The sequence below is a fragment of the Pseudomonadota bacterium genome, from assembly GCA_034189865.1.
In the GTDB taxonomy this organism is placed as follows: Bacteria; Pseudomonadota; Gammaproteobacteria; order UBA5335; family UBA5335; genus JAXHTV01.
Map to the genome: position 1 here is coordinate 18,638 of JAXHTV010000026.1, position 17,738 is coordinate 36,375.

The 17,738-nt window shown below is 57.9% G+C and carries 12 protein-coding genes; 4 read left to right on the forward strand and 8 right to left on the reverse strand.

The genetic code is table 11. The annotated features are described in order from the left end of the window. Positions 1–20 precede the first annotated feature (20 nt). Positions 21–1,523, reverse strand: coding sequence for a hypothetical protein (locus SVU69_11125; protein MDY6943544.1), 1,503 nt, complete (start codon positions 1,521–1,523; stop codon positions 21–23). 218 nt (positions 1,524–1,741) lie between these two features. Then, on the reverse strand, positions 1,742–2,125 hold the full coding sequence (locus SVU69_11130) for a hypothetical protein (GenBank protein ID MDY6943545.1): 384 nt from the start codon (positions 2,123–2,125) through the stop codon (positions 1,742–1,744). Between the two features lie 299 nt (positions 2,126–2,424). Here SVU69_11130 and SVU69_11135 point away from each other — a divergent pair, with 299 nt between their 5' ends. Then, on the forward strand, positions 2,425–3,279 hold the full coding sequence (locus SVU69_11135) for a PHB depolymerase family esterase (GenBank protein MDY6943546.1): 855 nt from the start codon (positions 2,425–2,427) through the stop codon (positions 3,277–3,279). A gap of 234 nt (positions 3,280–3,513) precedes the next feature. Here the strand turns inward: SVU69_11135 and SVU69_11140 are convergent, their stop codons facing one another. After that, a complete protein-coding gene (locus SVU69_11140; GenBank protein MDY6943547.1) occupies positions 3,514–4,743 on the reverse strand; it encodes a DUF4157 domain-containing protein in 1,230 nt (409 codons plus the stop codon). Positions 4,744–5,056: 313 nt separating this feature from the next. Here SVU69_11140 and SVU69_11145 point away from each other — a divergent pair, with 313 nt between their 5' ends. From SVU69_11145 to SVU69_11155, 3 genes are all read left to right on the forward strand, one after another. Then, positions 5,057–8,497, forward strand: coding sequence for a mechanosensitive ion channel (locus SVU69_11145; protein ID MDY6943548.1), 3,441 nt, complete (start codon positions 5,057–5,059; stop codon positions 8,495–8,497). Between the two features lie 788 nt (positions 8,498–9,285). Continuing rightward, entirely contained in the window at positions 9,286–11,556 is a 2,271-nt protein-coding gene (locus tag SVU69_11150; protein MDY6943549.1) for a DUF2339 domain-containing protein, read from the forward strand. A 400-nt stretch (positions 11,557–11,956) separates the two neighbouring features. Then, positions 11,957–12,610 carry a C39 family peptidase gene (locus tag SVU69_11155; GenBank protein ID MDY6943550.1) on the forward strand — a complete coding sequence of 218 codons (654 nt, stop codon included), beginning with the start codon at positions 11,957–11,959 and terminating at the stop codon, positions 12,608–12,610. Position 12,611: 1 nt separating this feature from the next. Here the strand turns inward: SVU69_11155 and SVU69_11160 are convergent, their stop codons facing one another. The 5 genes from SVU69_11160 to SVU69_11180 all read right to left on the reverse strand — a co-directional run. Then, the gene (locus SVU69_11160) at positions 12,612–14,096 is read right to left on the reverse strand and encodes a hypothetical protein (GenBank protein MDY6943551.1); all 1,485 of its coding nucleotides are present in this window, start codon (positions 14,094–14,096) and stop codon (positions 12,612–12,614) included. A 14-nt stretch (positions 14,097–14,110) separates the two neighbouring features. Beyond that, entirely contained in the window at positions 14,111–15,028 is a 918-nt protein-coding gene (locus SVU69_11165; protein ID MDY6943552.1) for a lysylphosphatidylglycerol synthase domain-containing protein, read from the reverse strand. Continuing rightward, complete coding sequence (locus tag SVU69_11170) at positions 15,025–16,332, reverse strand: hypothetical protein (GenBank protein MDY6943553.1); 1,308 nt, start codon at positions 16,330–16,332, stop codon at positions 15,025–15,027. Before SVU69_11170 ends, SVU69_11165 begins: the two co-directional genes overlap by 4 nt. Before the next feature lies 1 nt (position 16,333). Beyond that, entirely contained in the window at positions 16,334–17,161 is an 828-nt protein-coding gene (locus SVU69_11175; GenBank protein ID MDY6943554.1) for a hypothetical protein, read from the reverse strand. Between the two features lie 349 nt (positions 17,162–17,510). After that, positions 17,511–17,738, reverse strand: a 228-nt coding sequence (locus tag SVU69_11180) for a hypothetical protein (GenBank protein MDY6943555.1), incomplete at its 5' end; no start/stop codon positions are given.

Consider the following 17,738-nt stretch of genomic DNA (forward strand, 5'->3'; position numbering starts at 1 on the left):
TTTACACGTCCAGAACGGCATTAATCGGCCTTGGCGAGTTGGGACGAATAATCTCTTGCTTCCCATCTGGGCGGCGAAAGGCTTTCCTCCCCGAAGCGCTTGGGGCCGGCCGCACCCACGGTATCGGGAAACCACAGGCTGGCCGTTAGCGAGATATCGAGCTTGCCCACCGGAAATCCTCGCGCATCCACGCCAATTCGAGGGGCGGCGCCCGGGAAATCTTCCCACTCGGTGGTGGCTTTTGGATCGTCTTGGTAGAGCAGGCGCAAGTCTTCGGGCCAACCGGGTGGGATGTCGAAGCGCGCGAAAATATCCCAACCCAACTGGCTATCCATCCACAGCCAATTCTTCTCGTGAGATATGGTCGCGGTCCGCTCCAGTTCGCTCATTTCACCATCGACAATGGCGTAGCCGTCCGGGTTTCGACTGCCTGCGGCATTGACGTGTCCACCCTGAATATCGTTGAAATCGAGCGCCAGAACGAATCGCGGTTCGTTCAGTACGCGCGTCAGTATCTCCCCGCCCGGTATGTGAATGGATACCGGCAGAACGAGGCCTTGGTCGTAGATCGTGACCTGGGTCAGAATATTAAACACGGGAATACCGGCGGCGATGATGCGCATCTTAAGTAACCCAGTGGCTCGCACGGGGCCATCGTTCACGAAGATCAATTCGGGCCGGATATTGTTCAGGGTGTTGAAACGCAGTTTGGGCCACCGGGTAAAGACGCCCGTTTCCAGCTCGCCATAGATGGCATCCAGAACCCGCTTGTCCTGACGAGGCCCCACTTTGGCGCGAAAATCCTGGAAGTCGAGGAAATTCGAGGGGTCGGTTCGAAACCAGTAGTAGGTATTGTCGGAGATGCCCGTCTCGGCATCGAACGAGACGTAGTCCGCCGAATTTCGCCGCTCATCACCCTCTACCAGATAGGCGTAACGCGCCTTGCCCTGGTGCTCGAATACCAGCTCCCGGAGGATTTCACCCTGAACTTCGCCGTGTCGTCCGGCATCGTAGGGCTCGTAACCGGTATCGCGATACATGAATACCAGCTCATCGTCCTCATCGATTTGCTCATACGTTCCAGCCAAGTCGTTCGGGGAGACATCCGGCAGCCAAACCCAGCCTTTGTGATCCAGTTCGTCGATTTGAAACGGAATCGGCATCATGCGTTCACCGCGGACCACCATGACGGACACTTCGTTTACCTGCCGCCCGATCAAGTCCGGCACGTCTTCGCCCTTGACGACCACGGGGTGTAAGTAGGCGTAGTGGCTCAGGTCCAGCCGTTCGATTGCCTTCGCGAGTTGCTCGGGGGTCAAGGCCCGCAGTAGCGGGATGTTGTTGACCAAATAGGTCGGGTCATCGCGGAATGCCGCGACTGCTAGGTCGAGTGTTGCTTGATCGACGTTCCCGTAGCTCGGCGTATTTGCGTTGAGCGAAATCGGTCCAGTGAGTGTGATCAGCGCCACGCCGCAACTGGCTGTCCAACATCGTCGACGCCACCGTCGTATCTGTGATCCCATCTTTCTCTCCTCCGTAAGATATTTCCTTATTGCGCCCTTTCCTCGGGCTGGCCGTATGCGTGGATGGCTCCATCACGCATCTTCGAGAAGCATAGGCCACAATTGGCACAATGCCCGCGTGTTATCCGGGAATTTTCACTTACGATTCAGGGAGTTTTATACGAAGGTGGGAAGCGTGATCGCGCTGCGTCTAGACACTCAAAGGTGTGGGGCTCGGCTTATTCTTCCAGCCAAACGACAGCGGCCTCAAGGTCGGTAAACAGGCGGACGTTATAGCCGGCGTTTCGCATCACCGTTTCGGGAAAGTCGTGGGAATGATCGTCCGGGGAAACGAGCACCGCAGAGCGGACGTCCCGCTGGAGCCGCATATCGGGCATATCTTCGTAGGCATAGTCGTAGTTGTCGAAGGTGGATTCAATATTGGGAGCGCGACGGAGATCGAATAGAAAGCGTTTGATGTTCTTTTCCCGGCTCAGTCGATCCACGTCCAGCGAGTAGTCTCGAGCGATTTCCTTGGTGATCGGAACATCGACCCGGCAGATGATATAGTTCCCGTTGCCCGAGATTGATATGTCGTAGTTTGTTGAGCACCTTAGCGCCACTAAACTCTTCCTTTCGAATCACTTATTGTCGAACGACACGGCCGGGGTTGGGCAATCGGCGCTATGTTTGGAAACAACATAGAACATTGATGAACTGACGATTGGGCGAACTCCCGACGTGAGGTCCCGTTACCGAAAACCGGGGTAGTGTTATGTCTCGCAAGTGTCGTTGTTTTCAGGTTCCGCTTGTTTTTGTTGGACTGATGTTCTTACTAGCGTGTTCCGCGATAAGTTCTGCCGGACATTATGACACCTCACGGGGGATTTTTTCACGGGGCGAGCAACGTTTTACGATCTCGGTGGACGGAATAGACCGAGAATACGTGGTCCATATTCCCCCCGCTTACATACCGGAACGACAGTGGCCATTGGTGATGATGTTTCACGGCGGCGGTGGCCGGGCGAAGACCGATATACGCCACAGCGGTTGGCCCGAAAAAGCCGATGAAGCTGGTTTTATAGTCGTTTTCCCGGAAGGTACCGGCCCCCGTCCTTCGCGTCCCGGACGTTTTCTGACCAACCCTCAAACGTGGAACGACGGATCCAGTCGGCCGACTGTGGGTGCGGCTGAACGGAATGTTTCGGATGTTCAGTTCGTTGTCGCGATGTTGCAAGAACTGAAATCGCAGTTCAGCGTCGACGAGCGTCGAGTTTACGCCACCGGGTTCTCCAATGGGGCTTCCATGTCGTTTCGCTTGGCACGAGAGCGCTCCATGGATTTTGCCGCCATTGCCCCGGTTGCCGGAACCGACTGGCTGGTGGATGTTACGCCGTCCCGCTCGGTTCCTGTTTTGTACATCACCGGTACGGCTGATCCACTGAACCCACTGGAAGGTGGCGAGGTATTCATCGGGTCGGGGTCTTACGGCGTCAAACCGGCCATTGAAGCGATGATGGATCAGTGGGTTCAAATTCATGGCTGCGGGGACGAGCCCACGGAAGAATACGACCACGAGGGGAGCCGTCGCCTGACCTACGGATGTTCCGGCAATCCCAATGCGGTTGGTTTGTATTTGTTGGAGGGACATGGCCACCACTGGCCGGGAAGTCGCACGCTTCTTCCCCGGCGGCTAGCGGGCGACAACACCACCAGCGTCGAGGCAGCAGAGGTAATCTGGGAATTTTTTGAGACGCAGAGCTTGCCGGCGGAGTGACCGCCAACAATGCTAAAAATGCCTCCGCGCCGGGCCCCACACGATCGGAATGGCCGGCCGAGGTGAAAGCCATGGGCACCATGTCTATTCGACAGATTTAATATAAATTTCAATCAAATAAGAATGTTATCTCGATAAATTCTAATTTCTGCGTCTGCCGCGATGGGTGGTGATTCAGACCGCTGTGCCTTGGAGCTGAAGACGGCTCACCGGGCTATCCCCAGGCGGCCGCGATCATAGGTCGGTCCCGGGCGATGGTGAGGTGGTGGAGCTGAACAAGCTCAGTGGTAACGTCGCATGGCCAAACATCCAGTAGTCGGCGGCCCCTGAGCTTTTGAGTTCGACCGCTGCCAGATGGACGCAATTGGTTACCCGGCCGGGTGGCGGGTCGTCTCCCACACCCATATTGGTGTGACCGAATCCAGCTGGATGAAAATCGTAACGGTCCTTGAACCAGACATCGACGGTGCCGCCTGCTCGGTCGACTTGGTAGTCCACCCGGTCGATTCCGCCGAATGCGAGCAGGAAATTCTCGTCGCTGTAGTTGTATTGGTGAATGAAAACCTGTCCCCGATCGGCGACACCGATCGCCCCGGCGACCACACCGCGGGCGCCGGCATCGGTATTCATGAGATCGTCCAGATTCGAGTGTTCGACGTAATCCGCTCCTCCGCCCGACAGATAATGGTCCAAATGCGCAATCGCCAGGGGTTTGCCGGACATCTCGATGCTTCTGGCAGCGGCGAGTACGTTGGCGGGAGACATCACCGCGCAGGCACATTCCGATTTTCCACGCTCGGTGGTGCCCACGGGGATCGGTACCTGTGGCAGGGGGGCGGGGGGTGTTACTGTGGTGGTCTCGCGCGCGCAGACCACCGCGGCATTGGCTTGAACCGCGGCCCAATTTCCCTGCGCCGGATGATTGTGAGCCGGTCGGCCGGGTACGTAGGGATCCGGTGGCGGGGCGGGATTGGGAACCCGGTTGATACGTTCTCCGTGAGCGGCTTGCTGCACGACGTGGGTGAGTTCGTGGGCCAATAGGTGCCGGCCGGATCCGGAGCCGGCGTCAAACTCCCCGCGGCCGAAATAGATATCCGTGCCGTGGGTAAACGCCCGTGCATGCAGGGCATGGTTCATCGCTTCCGCGCGCCGGTCGGTATGAATGCGGACGTTGCCGAAGTCAGCACCCATGGCCAGGCTCATCTCGTCGCGCGCTTTCGCTGGCAGAGGCTTGCCGGTGCCTTGGGTGCGGCGGATCTGAGCCTCGAGGTTCGGGCTGACTTCGGAGGTGTGAGATGCGTTGTGGCCGAGGGCGGTTTGATCGGGGGCGTTTTTATCAGCCGACTCAAGAATGGAATTAACTTGGCGGCGCTGCTCAACGCCCGGCAGACGGGTTGCCGCCCCGGGATTCGGGGTTCGGGTGTGCGCCAATTTGGGTCGGTGGACAAAGGCGTGAGTGCTCACCGTAAATTTGCCCCTTGCTCGATCGGAATGTGACCGTAATTGCTGCATTGTAGGTGTTCATTTGCAGGCCGAAAAGATGTTCCAAAAAACGGTTTTTTCTCGTGGGCTTTCCCCTGCGTGTTGGGTGCTCCCGGATAGAAGAAATTTGTGTGTGACGGCGGTGGGTTATCAACGTCCGGCCGATGGTGTTAGTCGGATGACATTGCCGTTGACATCGGCGGATTTAGGCTGACAATACCGCCCCACGGGTCAGATGCTAACGTTCGGCTTTTTCCCGGCGTTGATACTGTTAGCCACTTTCGGTGCGTGAAAAATGGGACATACAGTTTATCGTCCAGCCTGGCTGATCCTGTGTGCGGTATTGCTTTGTGCCGCAGGAATGGGCCTGGCGACAGCGCGAGATGACAATACCAACGCGCGTAGAGTGTCACTCGCCGAGGCACGCGCTCAAGTTGTTCGCGAGCAGGAGGAGCTTGCGCGACGGATTACCTCGCTGGAAGCGATCAACTCGCCGACAGAGGATCAAAAGACTGACCTGTCGTGGCTGCTGTTGGCTCGAGATTACATTCAAAAGAGCGTGACGTCCGTCGACCGCACGCTGGATTTCCTTCAAACCATCCAGGCGGCACCCACACAGCTACGCGCCATCGAAACTGCGCTGGCAGCACCTATCCCCGAAGACGCCGTCGATTTCGATTCCACATCGCCTTTGGATCGCGTGGCGTCCGAATTGGAGACGCGGCGTGAAAAGCTGGAAGCTGCACGGCGGACACGCGCTGAGTTAGAGGCCGAGACGACCCGGCGTTATGATCGGCAAAACAAGATTTCGGACGAGGTCGCCACGGCCCGTCGCCGGCTTGATGAGATCAACGACATGTTGCCGGTAGCGGCCGAAATTTCGGGTCAAATGCGAACCGATGCTCGCACTTGGGCGTTGTGGGCAGAGCAGCTTTATCTCCGACACTTTTTGGATGAGTTGGATCAAGAGTCCAAAAGCTACGATGTCCGGCGCGAGCTGTTGCGTTCCAGGCGGCAGTTGGCCGAGCGAGAGTTGCTGATTGCGGATCAGCGATTCAAACACATGGAGCAACTGGCGAATCGTTTGCGGACGGAGGCTGGCCTTGAGGTCATGCAGGCGGCTGGTGCGGCCAGCGAGGCGGCCGCCAATGCCCACCCGTTGGTCCGCGAGATCCTGTTTGAGAACCAGCAATTGGCCACGGAAATGGCTGATGTGCTGGCCATCAGTGCCCAGCGCAGCTTGGATAAACAGTCGCTCGATGCGCGGCTGAACGCGGTACAGCGCAACTTCGAGAGTACCAAGGAAAAGGTGGCCCAGATCGGGTTGACCGATGCGATCGGCCTGAAGCTCCGAAATGACCTGAACCAACTCCCCGATCTTCGTCGTTTCACTGTTCAACTCAAGCACAGTCGGGAAGAAATCAATCGGGTTCAGCTCCGACGCATGGAATTGGAAGACCGCTTGTTGGGGCTGGTGGATTTGAAGCGTGTCGCGCGGGACCGGGTTGAGAACGCCGGCGAGCGGATTCCCGATGACCAGAGGGAGCAGCTGATTGCCAGCGTCTACGAGACTCTCACTGAGCAGAAAGAGCGCTATCTCAACGAGTTGATTCGGGCATACGATATTCTGTTTGAAAAATATCTGTATCCCATGATGGAAGCGGAGCGTCGCTTCGTTGAGGTGGTGGAGCAGTACAAAGCATTTATTGATTCACGCGTTTTATGGATTCAAAGCGCACCCCCATTGTCGCTCCAAGACTTTGGCCGTGGAAATCGAGGCTTGTCCTGGCTAGCCGAGGGATCGTCTTGGCAACGCGTGTTCGACGGCGTGCAATCCGATGTTCAGCAACAACCCGTGACAGTGATCGCGCCGTTCGTGTTGGTGTTGATGTTGTTCGCGGGTCGCGGAAGATTTAGAAAAACTCTGGTGCAACTCGGTGATGCCAAAACGAAGGCGGACGAGGGGAGAATTGTCGATACCCTGCGCGCGTTGGCCGTGACCGTTTTCCTGGCCGCTCCGTGGCCTGTCCTGATCTATGTGGTGGCCTGGCATATCAAAGAGGCGGGTGAGGATCCGATCTTTGCCGGGGCGCTTTCGTCGGGCCTAACGGCGGTCGCAGAGCTACTGTTCGCCGGCCTTTTGTTACGTCGGTTGGGTGAGCGGCACGGCGTGGGCGAAGGCCATTTTCAATGGCGTCGCAGCAGCTTGGATTTGGTGAGAAAGCAGCTCATTCGGTTTCTTCCATTCGCGTTGCCTTTGGTATTCGTCGTCGCAGTGGTGTTGGAACAACCGACCCAGTCTTACCGGGATTCTTTGGGTCGTTACGCATTCGTCTTGTTGATGATCGGCGTTGCCGGTTTGGTCTTTCGCCTTTTGCATCCGCGACGCGGATTGCCGCGGTATTATCTTGAAACGCATGCCGGCAGCTGGGTGGATCGCCTCAGTAGCATTTGGTTTCTTGGTGTTTTGCTCGTTCCGGCTGGTTTGGCGTTTGCGTCGGCCGGGGGGTATGCGTACACGGCGGTGCAACTTGCCTTGTATTGGAAGGCGACGTTTTGGCTGCTTTTAGCCGTGTCCATTGGTCGGGCGATGCTGCTTCGTTGGTTGAATATCGAAGAGCGAAAACTGGCCGTGGAACAGTGGCGTAAACGCATGCAGTCGGAAGAGGGCGGAAGCATCATCGCTCCCGGCGACGCCGAACGGCACGGCACCGCAGAGCCGGAGCTCAACCTTACCCACGTCAGTACGCAGACGGTCAGGCTGCTCAACAGCGTAGTGCTTTTGACGATTGCAGTGGGCGTCGTTTTTATCTGGTCAGAGGTGTTTCCGGCTTTCAAGTTACTGAACGACGTCGTGTTGTGGAGTTCCAGTTTTGTCATCTCGCAGGACGGCACGGATGTCACGAGTTACGTACCTATCACGCTAGCGAGCGTGCTAACCGCGCTGCTCATTTTGGGCATGACGGTTTTTATCAGTCGGAATATTCCCGGTTTGCTGGAAATCGCCATTTTGCAGCGGTTACCGTTTACTCCCAGTGCCCGCTATGCCGTGACGACCATTGTCCGCTATGTGCTGGTGATTGTGGGTTTGGCACTGGCTTTTGGCGCCATTGGTATCGGCTGGTCCAAGTTACATTGGCTGATTGCCGCCATCACCGTGGGCCTGGGCTTTGGTTTGCAGGAAATTTTCGCCAACTTCGTCTCCGGCATCATCATTCTCTTCGAGCAGCCCGTGCGTGTGGGTGACGCGGTGACCGTTGGCAACATCAGCGGGAAAATCGCGCGAATTCAAATGCGTGCCACTACTATCACCGATTGGGACCGCAAAGAGCTGATCATTCCCAATAAGGAGTTCGTGACCGGACAAATTGTCAATTGGTCGCTGTCCGACACGATTTTGCGGATTGTGATTTCGGTTGGCATCGCCTACGGATCTGATACACAAAAGGCAAACGATATCCTGCTCGATGTGGCAAAGACGAATTCGAATGTGTTGCAAGAACCGCCGCCCTCGGCCTTTTTTGCCCGCTTCGGCGAGAGTTCGCTGGATTTTGAACTGCGAGTTTTCATTCCCACTCCCGATGTGTTGCTGGACACGCGACATCAACTGCTGATGGAAATCGACCGGAAATTCCGTGAGGCGAAGATCGAAATCGCTTTCCCGCAGCGGGATATTCATATCCGACATATACCCAAAGGAGCGGGCGGTGATGTCGTTCTCGATTCCCCATCGTGAGTGCGCTCGGTTGCCGCGACGTCGCGCTTGTGCGTATGCAACCACTCGCTGCGGTGAAGTATGTGGGAAAGCCGTAAATTAGGCGCTTTCGAAGGTCGGGGGCGCCTGCGTACGCGTTTTTTCGGTCGGGATTAATCGGCATTGATGCGAAAATTCATTCTGGTTTGCGATCTCGCATCCGCATGCTCTCCGACGCCCGGACCGGCAAGTGTCACCCACACTACAGCGGGGTTTTGATTTCTCGCTGAGGCATAGTGATAATCCGGTTGCAACTAACCCGTAACTTTTCCTTGATTCCAGTTTCCGGAATTGCGTTTTTCCTATCGTTTCCGCATTCGAAGTGCTGGGTTTGAGCAACGGATGTTTATTGCTAGCTGCTCTAGGATTGGGCTGGTTCCACTTAACAATAAAGATATTTGGGGTGCGCTGTGGAATTGCTGGTGGTCTTGTTTGTACTAACGAGCGTCGCGGCAGCCGCGGGTGCCGTGAGCGGAGTTCTTTCCATCTTTCGACTAAGAACTCTCAATAACCGGCTGCAACGGATTGAGCGTGAGCTAGCCGAGTTTTCCCGCCCTGTCACGCCGGCGACACCCACCGAGTTGACAAGCGCCCGGGCTCAGGGCGACAGGTCTGAAGACACGAGAACGTCTCCACCGGTAGGGCAGGAGGTACCGACTTTTGTCTCTCGGTCGGTTCTGCCCACGGAGGAGGTTGGCACGGCCGACACCGAGGCGACAATACCCGTTACGGCGAGTGTCGACACCGTTGTGCATCTGCAAACTCGCTGGATGATCTGGTTGGGTGGGCTATGCGTCGCTCTTGCGGGGGTATTCCTTGCCCGATACTCGATCGAAATGGGGCTAATAGGGCCGAAGGCCCGCCTAAGCCTTGGTGTACTGATGGGGTTCGCGTTGTATGTCGGCGCCGAATGGCTTCGGCGTAAAACCGAAGAGTCCCACCCTGCGTTTGCAGCCATGGCCGGCGGTGGCAGTATCACTCTATTCGCAGTCTTACTGGCGGCATTGCACCTGTACGCATTTCTCAGCCCCGCCGTCACCTTCGGGTTGCTGGCCCTGGTGGCCCTGGCGACGATGAGTCTGGCTCACATTTACGGTGCGGTATTGGCGGTCATCGGCATTCTAGGCGCTTACGTGGTACCGCTCCTGGTAGCCGGCGATGTGGACCACATCAATTTTTCTCTGGGTTACAGCCTGGTAATCAGCGCGAGTGCATTATTGCTAATGCGCTCCGTGTATCGGCCTTGGCTTTGGTGGGGATTTCTGGCGGGTGCTCTCGGTTGGTGGGCGATTTCGATGGCTACCGACATGGCTGATGGCGTTCGCGTTTGGTATCTCGCGGGGCTCGGCTACTTGGTGCTGGCTCTACCAACCTTTGACTGGAGTTTATCGCGATCGGAGACGGTTACTGTGAACCGATACCTTGAGTTGCTTCGAAATATCGTACGCGAGCCGGCCAAGAACCATCTCCCCCTGTGCTTTCTCTTGCTGATATCGGCCCAGGCGGTGTCCGTGATCGTAGAGCGGAATTTGGATGGAGCAATCGTGCACTATAGTCCGCTGCTGCTACTCCTACTGCACTCAGGTCGGCGCCGTGAATCCCTGAGTGCCATGCCCTGGCTATTGGTTGTGCTGCAAATCATCGCCATCGTTTTGGCCCAGGTGGTGGTGGTGGATGGAAGGTTTCTGCTTGTGCAACTCCAGCAAGCTGATGCCAAGCACCTGTTCGAGTACGCGGCTGCGACGAGTATGATTTTGGCGTTTTTCTCCCTGAGAAACGCTACGCAATGTCGATTCGCCGCGCTGTGGAATTCCCTTTTGACCGTGGGCCCCCTGTTGCTGGTGGCAATGGTTTACGCTTTAACTGAGCGATTTTCCGTCGATTGGCGGTGGGGGATTACTACCGGCATCCTGGGTGTGGCGTACGTCGGTATAGCAGCAGGGGCGCGCAAAAAGCGTTCAGTGGAGTCCTTGGTGGTATGGCTTTTCTTCGGCGGTCACTTCGCGTTGTCTTTGGCGGCAATGATGGTGAGCCGGAATGCCAGCCTCACGCTAGTGTTCGCAGTGCAGATGATCTCCGTCAGCTGGATCATCACGCGGTTTCGCTTACCCGAGCTTGGCTGGGTGTTGAAAATTCTGGTGGCGTTGGTTGTTTTCCGCCTTTCCTTCAACCCGTGGATTATCGGCTACCCAACGGACGTGCACTGGTCGCTGTGGACTTTCGGCGGGGCAACATTGTGTTGCCTGGCCGCTGCTCGGCTGCTGAGGGTATACCCCCACTTGTCGAAGTGGACCGAGGCCGCTGCAATGCACCTGCTGGTGTTGACCTTGTGGTCGGAAACTCGCTACTGGCTTTACGACGGTGCTGTGTTTACACCTCGGTTCACGGCTCTCGAGGCGGGCCTTTACATGGTTATGTTCGGCGCGGTGGGACTCGCTTACTATCGGCGCAGCTTAGTTAGTCAACATCTGCAAGGCTTCTGCCAATTATTCTCGCGGGTGCTAATTTCGCTCGCCTTACTTAATTACGTAATCATTTTGGGGGCCACTGTCCTCAACCTGGAATGGGTATGGGGAGAGGTTAGCCGGACCCCCGTCGCCAATTTAATCCTGCTGCTATTCGGTATGCCGTTGTTTCTTGGCGGCATGACCGCGTTAGTTTATCAGCCGCGATTTTATCGGGCGGCGCTGGTCTTCAGCGGTGTTGCCGCTTTCGTCTTTATCTCTCTGGAGATTCGGCACCTGTGGCAGGGAAGTATTCGCATGGATAGTCCGGCGGGTGATGGCGAGCTGTACACCTATTCGGCGGTATGGTTGTGCATGGCCGTAGCTACCATACTCGGTGGCGCTTGGTATTTCGGGCACGGTTGTTACCGGGCCGGCATGGTCCTACTGGTATTGGTGATCGCGAAAATATTCCTTGTGGACATGTCGGACTTGCAAGGGCTTCTCAGAGTGGCGTCGTTCTTGGGATTGGGTCTGGGCCTGCTGGGCATTTCATATCTCTATCAACAAATACGACGCATGCAGGCACGAGAATGACTCCTCTGATCCCTATCGAAGTTCGGTAGTCGGCGCTATCGACTGGCGGTCCCCGGACATCTGGATGATTCCACAACGCGACCGGTACACCATTGCGCAAACCCCGCTTAGTGCCAACTATTGAGTGAAAAGCGGCGTGAGTCGGCAACGGAGAAAGGAATTGAGGGTGGATTTCGAATGATCGACCACGGCAAGATGGCGTACCGACAAAGCCGGGGATTGTCGCATGAGGAAATATACAGCGGTTATTGTTGCTGCACGTCGCCTCGTCGTGGGACGGATGGGATTCCGGCGGGGGTGACTTGGTTGGGGAAAATTGTGCATTCGTCGGGCCCCGCTTTACCTTTGCTCATCTCGTGCCGATATCACTCTCGTTAAGGTTCACTTCCAGGAGCCCACTGTGCGTCGCTTGCTGATCGTGTTCAGTCTGTTCTTTGCGCTTCAGGCCAATGCGCAACTCGTGATCCAGGATTTCCCGCTGCTTACGCAGGCTCCTGGCCAGTGTCTGGCTACCAGCGCTTTCTTGATCCAGAGCCATTTTGCTAGCGTGCCCGGCGCACCGACCGTCCTGTACGTCGATGGCGACATGCAGATATCACGCGATGACGTCGAGCAGTGGACCGACGGGCTGGCACTGCCACATCGCCCGTCGCTGCGGACCCTGGCCGAGCGGCTGAAGACGTTACGCGTGCCGGACGGTCATCAGGCGTTTGACCTCGCCCTGATGTCTAAGGCGGTGAGTGGGCGTTCTTGGAAGAGCGTACGACAGCGTCGAAGCCGCCTCACCGCGATCGATGAGTACCTTGATCAGGGCCGACCGGTGGTGATTCATTTGGATAGGCCGTGGCGAGTCGCCGGACACTACATCACTTTAATCGGCTATGAGGACCTGCCGGATGGGCGCGTCTATCACTACGCCGATACCTCAGACGCGGGTGCCGGTATCAAAACGACCCCCGCATCTGATTTGAGCGCGACGCACTACTGGTATCGTGGTAGCAGCGGCCTGCCGGCCCGCTGGAACGGGCGCTATCTGGCCGTCTGGGCACGCTAGGTCAGGATCGCCGCTCGGCTAACTTGATGGCAATGATCCGCCGGAGGGCGGCGCGCTCCAGTGGCAATTGCTGGGGCAGATAGCGGGCATTGACCTCGATTGCGATTCGCAGCGCCTCGTATACATCTTCCCGCTCGGCGACTACGCCGGCCAGCCACCGGCTGTTGACGTAGGCAACCCGGCCAGCGAAGTAGAACGCCGCCGCAGAGGCACCAACGGCCGTCGCAACCGGCCCGAAATTACTCAGGGGCAGCGGGTCGATGGCGTAGCGCTGGAACGCATAGTCAGCGCCGGCCTCGGCGATTGCGGCGAGTGCGGCGGCGTCCAACTCGCCGGTCGCTTGCAGTTCAAGTGCCGCTTGTCTCACTTCGCTCGATAGAAGTTCCTCGATGGGTGCCGCGAGCGCTCGCACCCGTTCCATGGCCGGCCGATTGATGTGCGTATCCATCAGCGGGTTTGGCATCAGACCGTTTATTCCGCCGTTATTGTCATAGGCACCGAATTCCTTGAAGACAATGGCGAGGTTAAGCGGTGAAGCTCCGCCGCGGCGCATTTTCATTTTTTCCGGTATCTGTCTTGCCGCCGGGAAAACCGGCGCATACACGCCCATCGAGGGTTCCCCGAGATTTGCCCACATAATCGTCAGCCGCGGATCTTCGCCCGGGGCAACACCCTCGATGACTACACTGGCGGTCGTCTGGGCGCGACTGATGCAAAGGTTGGTTGGGAAACGCTCGGGTGGCGAAAGCCGGTCGTAGTCGCAAACGTCCTTGGTGACGATTTGCATCACGTTCAGTGGTGTAAGCGCACTCACCTGTCCGAGCACAGTCAGCAGAGCCGTCGCCCGGCGGCGTCGCTCCACGCCAGGATTGTCGATATAACGATTGAAGTTCGTGTGGTTCGCGAAGCCGCCCGGTGCCGCCTCCGCATCGTGAACGGTGTAGCGGACGGGCTCGCCGATGCCGCTTTGCGCTTCGATCATGATCGCGCCACCGTGGGCGTCCATGGCGACGAAGTTCGAACTGATGACGTCGATCGACTCAGCCGGGTCGTTCCAGCGTGCGAGCAGTTCCTCGAAGCAGGTGACGCTCATACACTCGATCAGCGCACGCTTCATCAGTGCGACGTCCTGGTTAACAAACTCTTCCACGGTGGTGTCTGCGTACACGCTTGCGTTCAATACCGCAAAGCCGGCTTCATTTACACCGCCTGAGCAAACGCGGGTTTGCGTCGGAAAAAAGATCTCTTCCAGGCAGACGTGACCGCCGATCTCCTCCCGCTCGCCGGGATACCATTCCAGACCTTGGAAAAAGCTGTTGGAATCGTCCCGATTCTTCCAAAGGATCGGGCGGCCGTCGGTCGCGCTAATGCCGCTGATGACGGCGACATCGCATGCAGCAGCGGGTAGCGCGGCCAGGAGTATCACGAGCGGTAGTGTGAGCCAACGGCCCTTTGCACTCTGCCGCGCCGCAATAGATCGAGTCATCGTGTACATCCTCGTCAAGTCGTTGCCGTCGGCCGCAGGATCGGCACGCGTTTCGCCAGGGGCCACAGCCCAAAGGGTAGGCGCCCGATGATGATCGTCGCGCTGTAGCAGACGCTGAAAGCCAGCAGTGCTGCCGATTCGCCATAGGGCGCGAACAGCAGCAGCATGCCCGCTTGCAGTGTGCCCAGTCCGGCAGCCGTGATGGGCAGATTGATGATGATAAACAGTAAGGGCACGAGGCACAGCAAATCGGCCAGCGGCACCCGCAGCCCGAATGTGGGCATAGCCAGATAAAAGAACAGTACGAAGGTCGAAAAATAGATCGCACGGTCGCCAATGGTCGAAATCCACATGCGTGCGTCCGCGATGGCGAATGGTTCCAGCAGTCGACGGAGACCGCCTGCAATACCCAGTCGCGCCAGGATTCGCACCACGGGGACGCACGTCAGTGCGCCGATGATGATCCCGCCGGCAGTCAACAGCGCGTAGCCGCGGGCGGTGCCTTGCACAAACACCGCGCCAGCAGTAGCAAGGATGCCAAGCGCTAACAACTCGGCCAACATAAAAAAGAGTAACAGGCCGGCAGCTCGTGGCGCGGGTACGCCGCGGCGATTACGCAAGTATAGGCCGATAGCGCCGACGCCCAACCCATAGTTGATGATCATCAGCAGATAGGTATAGCCCCGTACCGCAAGTAATTCCGGATAGGGCGCGTGAACCTCGAAGCGCCGAAACAGCCGCTGGAGATTGTGGGTTTCCAGCAGGTACCACAGCATGAGAAATCCAGCCGCGAGTGGGATGTAGTAGATGAGTCGCGCTTGCTGGAGTGCTTTCGCGACCTCTGCTGGGTCGATGGCGGCCACAAGGGCGGCGACAATCAGACTGCCGACCAGCCAAGGCGCCACGCGAGCCAGGATAGACCGCAGCTTCATGCGGCGCGCGGAGAAGGGCGTATCAGCGATTCGATCGCCTTGCGTTTGATGCTCGCCGGTCCGGAAATCTGCTCGACCAGTGCCAGCTCGATCGACACCGGTTCGGAGATGACGTGCTCCAGCGCGGCCACCAGCGCGGCGCCTCGAGCGGCGTCGTAGCGGGGGCCTGGTACCAGGTCCACGCGTGCCTGTCCGAGCGCCGTCTGGACGAAGTGGAATTCGTCGATGAGTCCGGGATCGCTTTTGATGAACATCGTAAAGGTGTTCAGCAGCTTCAGGGGCGATAAGCGCGTGTCGTCGCTCAAGACGTAGGCGTCGTCGCACCGCCCTTCAAAGCTCTCCAGCAGGGGCAGACCGCGGCCGCAGGGGCAGCGGGCGTCGGTCGCCGCACGGCGACCGAAATCGCCGATGCGATAGCGGATGAAAGGCATCGCCGGACTGCGCAGGGTCGTTAGCACGATCTCACCGATTTCGCCCGGTGCAGCGGGTAGCCCGTGCTCGTCCAACACTTCCACCCACACATTGTCGGTGAACAGGTGGTAGTTTCCCTCGCGACATTGGGATGCCACCATCCACGTCTCTTCGGTGGAGTACTCGTCGTAGACCGGGCAACCGAAGCGCTCCGCGATGTAGGCACGCTCAGCCGGCGTGGACAGCTCGGAGTTTACCGAGATGAACTTGAGCGGCATCCGCGCCAGATCGGACGGCGTGATCAGTCGCGCCAACTCGAGGATGATCGAGGCGTAACCGATCAGCACATTCGGCCGAAACGCCACCAGCCTGCGAAGCTGCTCCTCAGCCGCCATGATGGAGGGGATATGCAACATCGGACTGAAACGGCCGAGGTCGGGAAGCGGGATCGGGGAGTACTTGATATACGCGCCGCGATACCAGGGTTTCAGGCCCGCCATGGTGTATACGCGCAGGCTGGTCGCGAGATAGAACGCATACGTTTCCGGCGAAAAAGCGAAGCGAGTGGCTTTACCGGTTGAGCCAGTCGTTGCCGATTCAACGCAGTCTTCTAGCCGGACGCCATCGGCCACCAATCCGTCGGGGTAGTTGCTTTGCACATCGGCTTTGGTCAGAAAGGGCAGACGGTTCAGATCCGCCAGTCCGCGAAAGTTTTCGAGGTCGATGTCGCTTTCGGCGAATCGCGTTCGATAAAACGGTACCTGCAAGCCGGCTTCTTTGACCACGCGCCGCAGCTGCGCGTCGACCCACGCTTTCTGCCGTTCAGGTGCCCACCGGGCTTGGCGATGCGTCTCCACCGCGGCACGCCCCAGGGCGATCGGAGAAATCGTCACGTCAGATTCCCGTGCGACCAGGCGCAAGGTCGATTCGCGTGATCTGTTCGGCGTCGCACCACTGGCGGAGCATCATCTTGGCGAAAGCCGCGACCGTTTCGACTTTGACATCGCAAACGAACAGGAGGCTGTCCCCGCGGGTGTTGTAGTCGAAATTCGGCGGAAGCAGCGCATCGACGGCGGGAAACTCTTCCCGGCCGCGCGGTTGTTTGGTGCAACCGGGGAAAGCACCTTCGACGAACCACGGCACATCCTGATCGAGCGGTCGATAGCCGAAACGCTCCAGGTAATCGCGTGCCACCGGCTCGAGCGCGTCGTGTGCGTCGAAACTCGTTGGCGCGAGGGCAGCGCGATAGCGCCACAGCATATCCATCAGAACCGGGCTGCAGGTTAGAACGACGCCATATGCGTGGGACAGACCATTGCGTCCGAGAAAAGCCACCAGTCCTTGGATTGCGAGCCAACCCGTTTTTGAGGAAAGACCCGCGCGGCGATGATCCGGGTGCACCATGGCTTCTTCGCCGACGACGACGGCTCGGTCACCTTCTTGCCAGACCGTTAGCGCAATAAAGGCTGCCGTGGCGCCATCCCTTTCGTGAACCGCGTACAGCAGGAAGCTGCAGTTCGCAATGTACTGCGCGAAATTGGCTTGAGGGTTCCAAGACGCCGCTTCCATGTGTTCACAACACCGCACGACGGGGTGCGACGTGGGATCATCTACGTGTGCGAGATCAAGAGCGTAGTAGGAATAACCGTCGGCGCTCAGGAGACATTGCGAGTCGCTGCGGTTGGCCGAGGCGGAAGCCACTGGTTCCAGATCGATAGACATCACCGCTCCTTAGTTCCTGAATACCGATTGCTACAAGCAAGGCGTACTTTGCCAAGCAAGTTTTGCCGCGTCATTACAGTGCGGGCAACGGCTCGTTTTGGCAGCTTGGGTTTCGCTACCGTGCATCCGGCGCTTGGAGAAGGGTTGAGATGATAAAATTACTGTATTGCCAAGTCCAGAGTTCTTGGATCCTCGGTAACCCTCCGGCGCTGTTTCGGCCGCGCGAATTTTCCTCCTAACCGACTCACTCGCAGTTTCTTCATCTCGCCGCGCGTTTATTGAGGCAAGGGTTGGCCACCCCTGTTGGGGGCGTCATTCGACTCGCCTGGGCCGATTTGACTTCAAGCATTTACGAGGTGTGGCGCGGCAAATCATCGTTGACCGGCGCGAACGACCATCGGAAAGGGCCGTCACCTACCGTGCTGCCGATTCCCATGCAGGTCAGCCGGGACATGTCCCGGCAGTTCGCGAATCGTGGCATTGCTCTTAAGAACGGATCGTGATAGATGTGGCGCCGGCTGTGGGTATTTCGCACGCTAAACCCCGGGGACAGTCGCTTTGCGCCCCAGCGAACGAT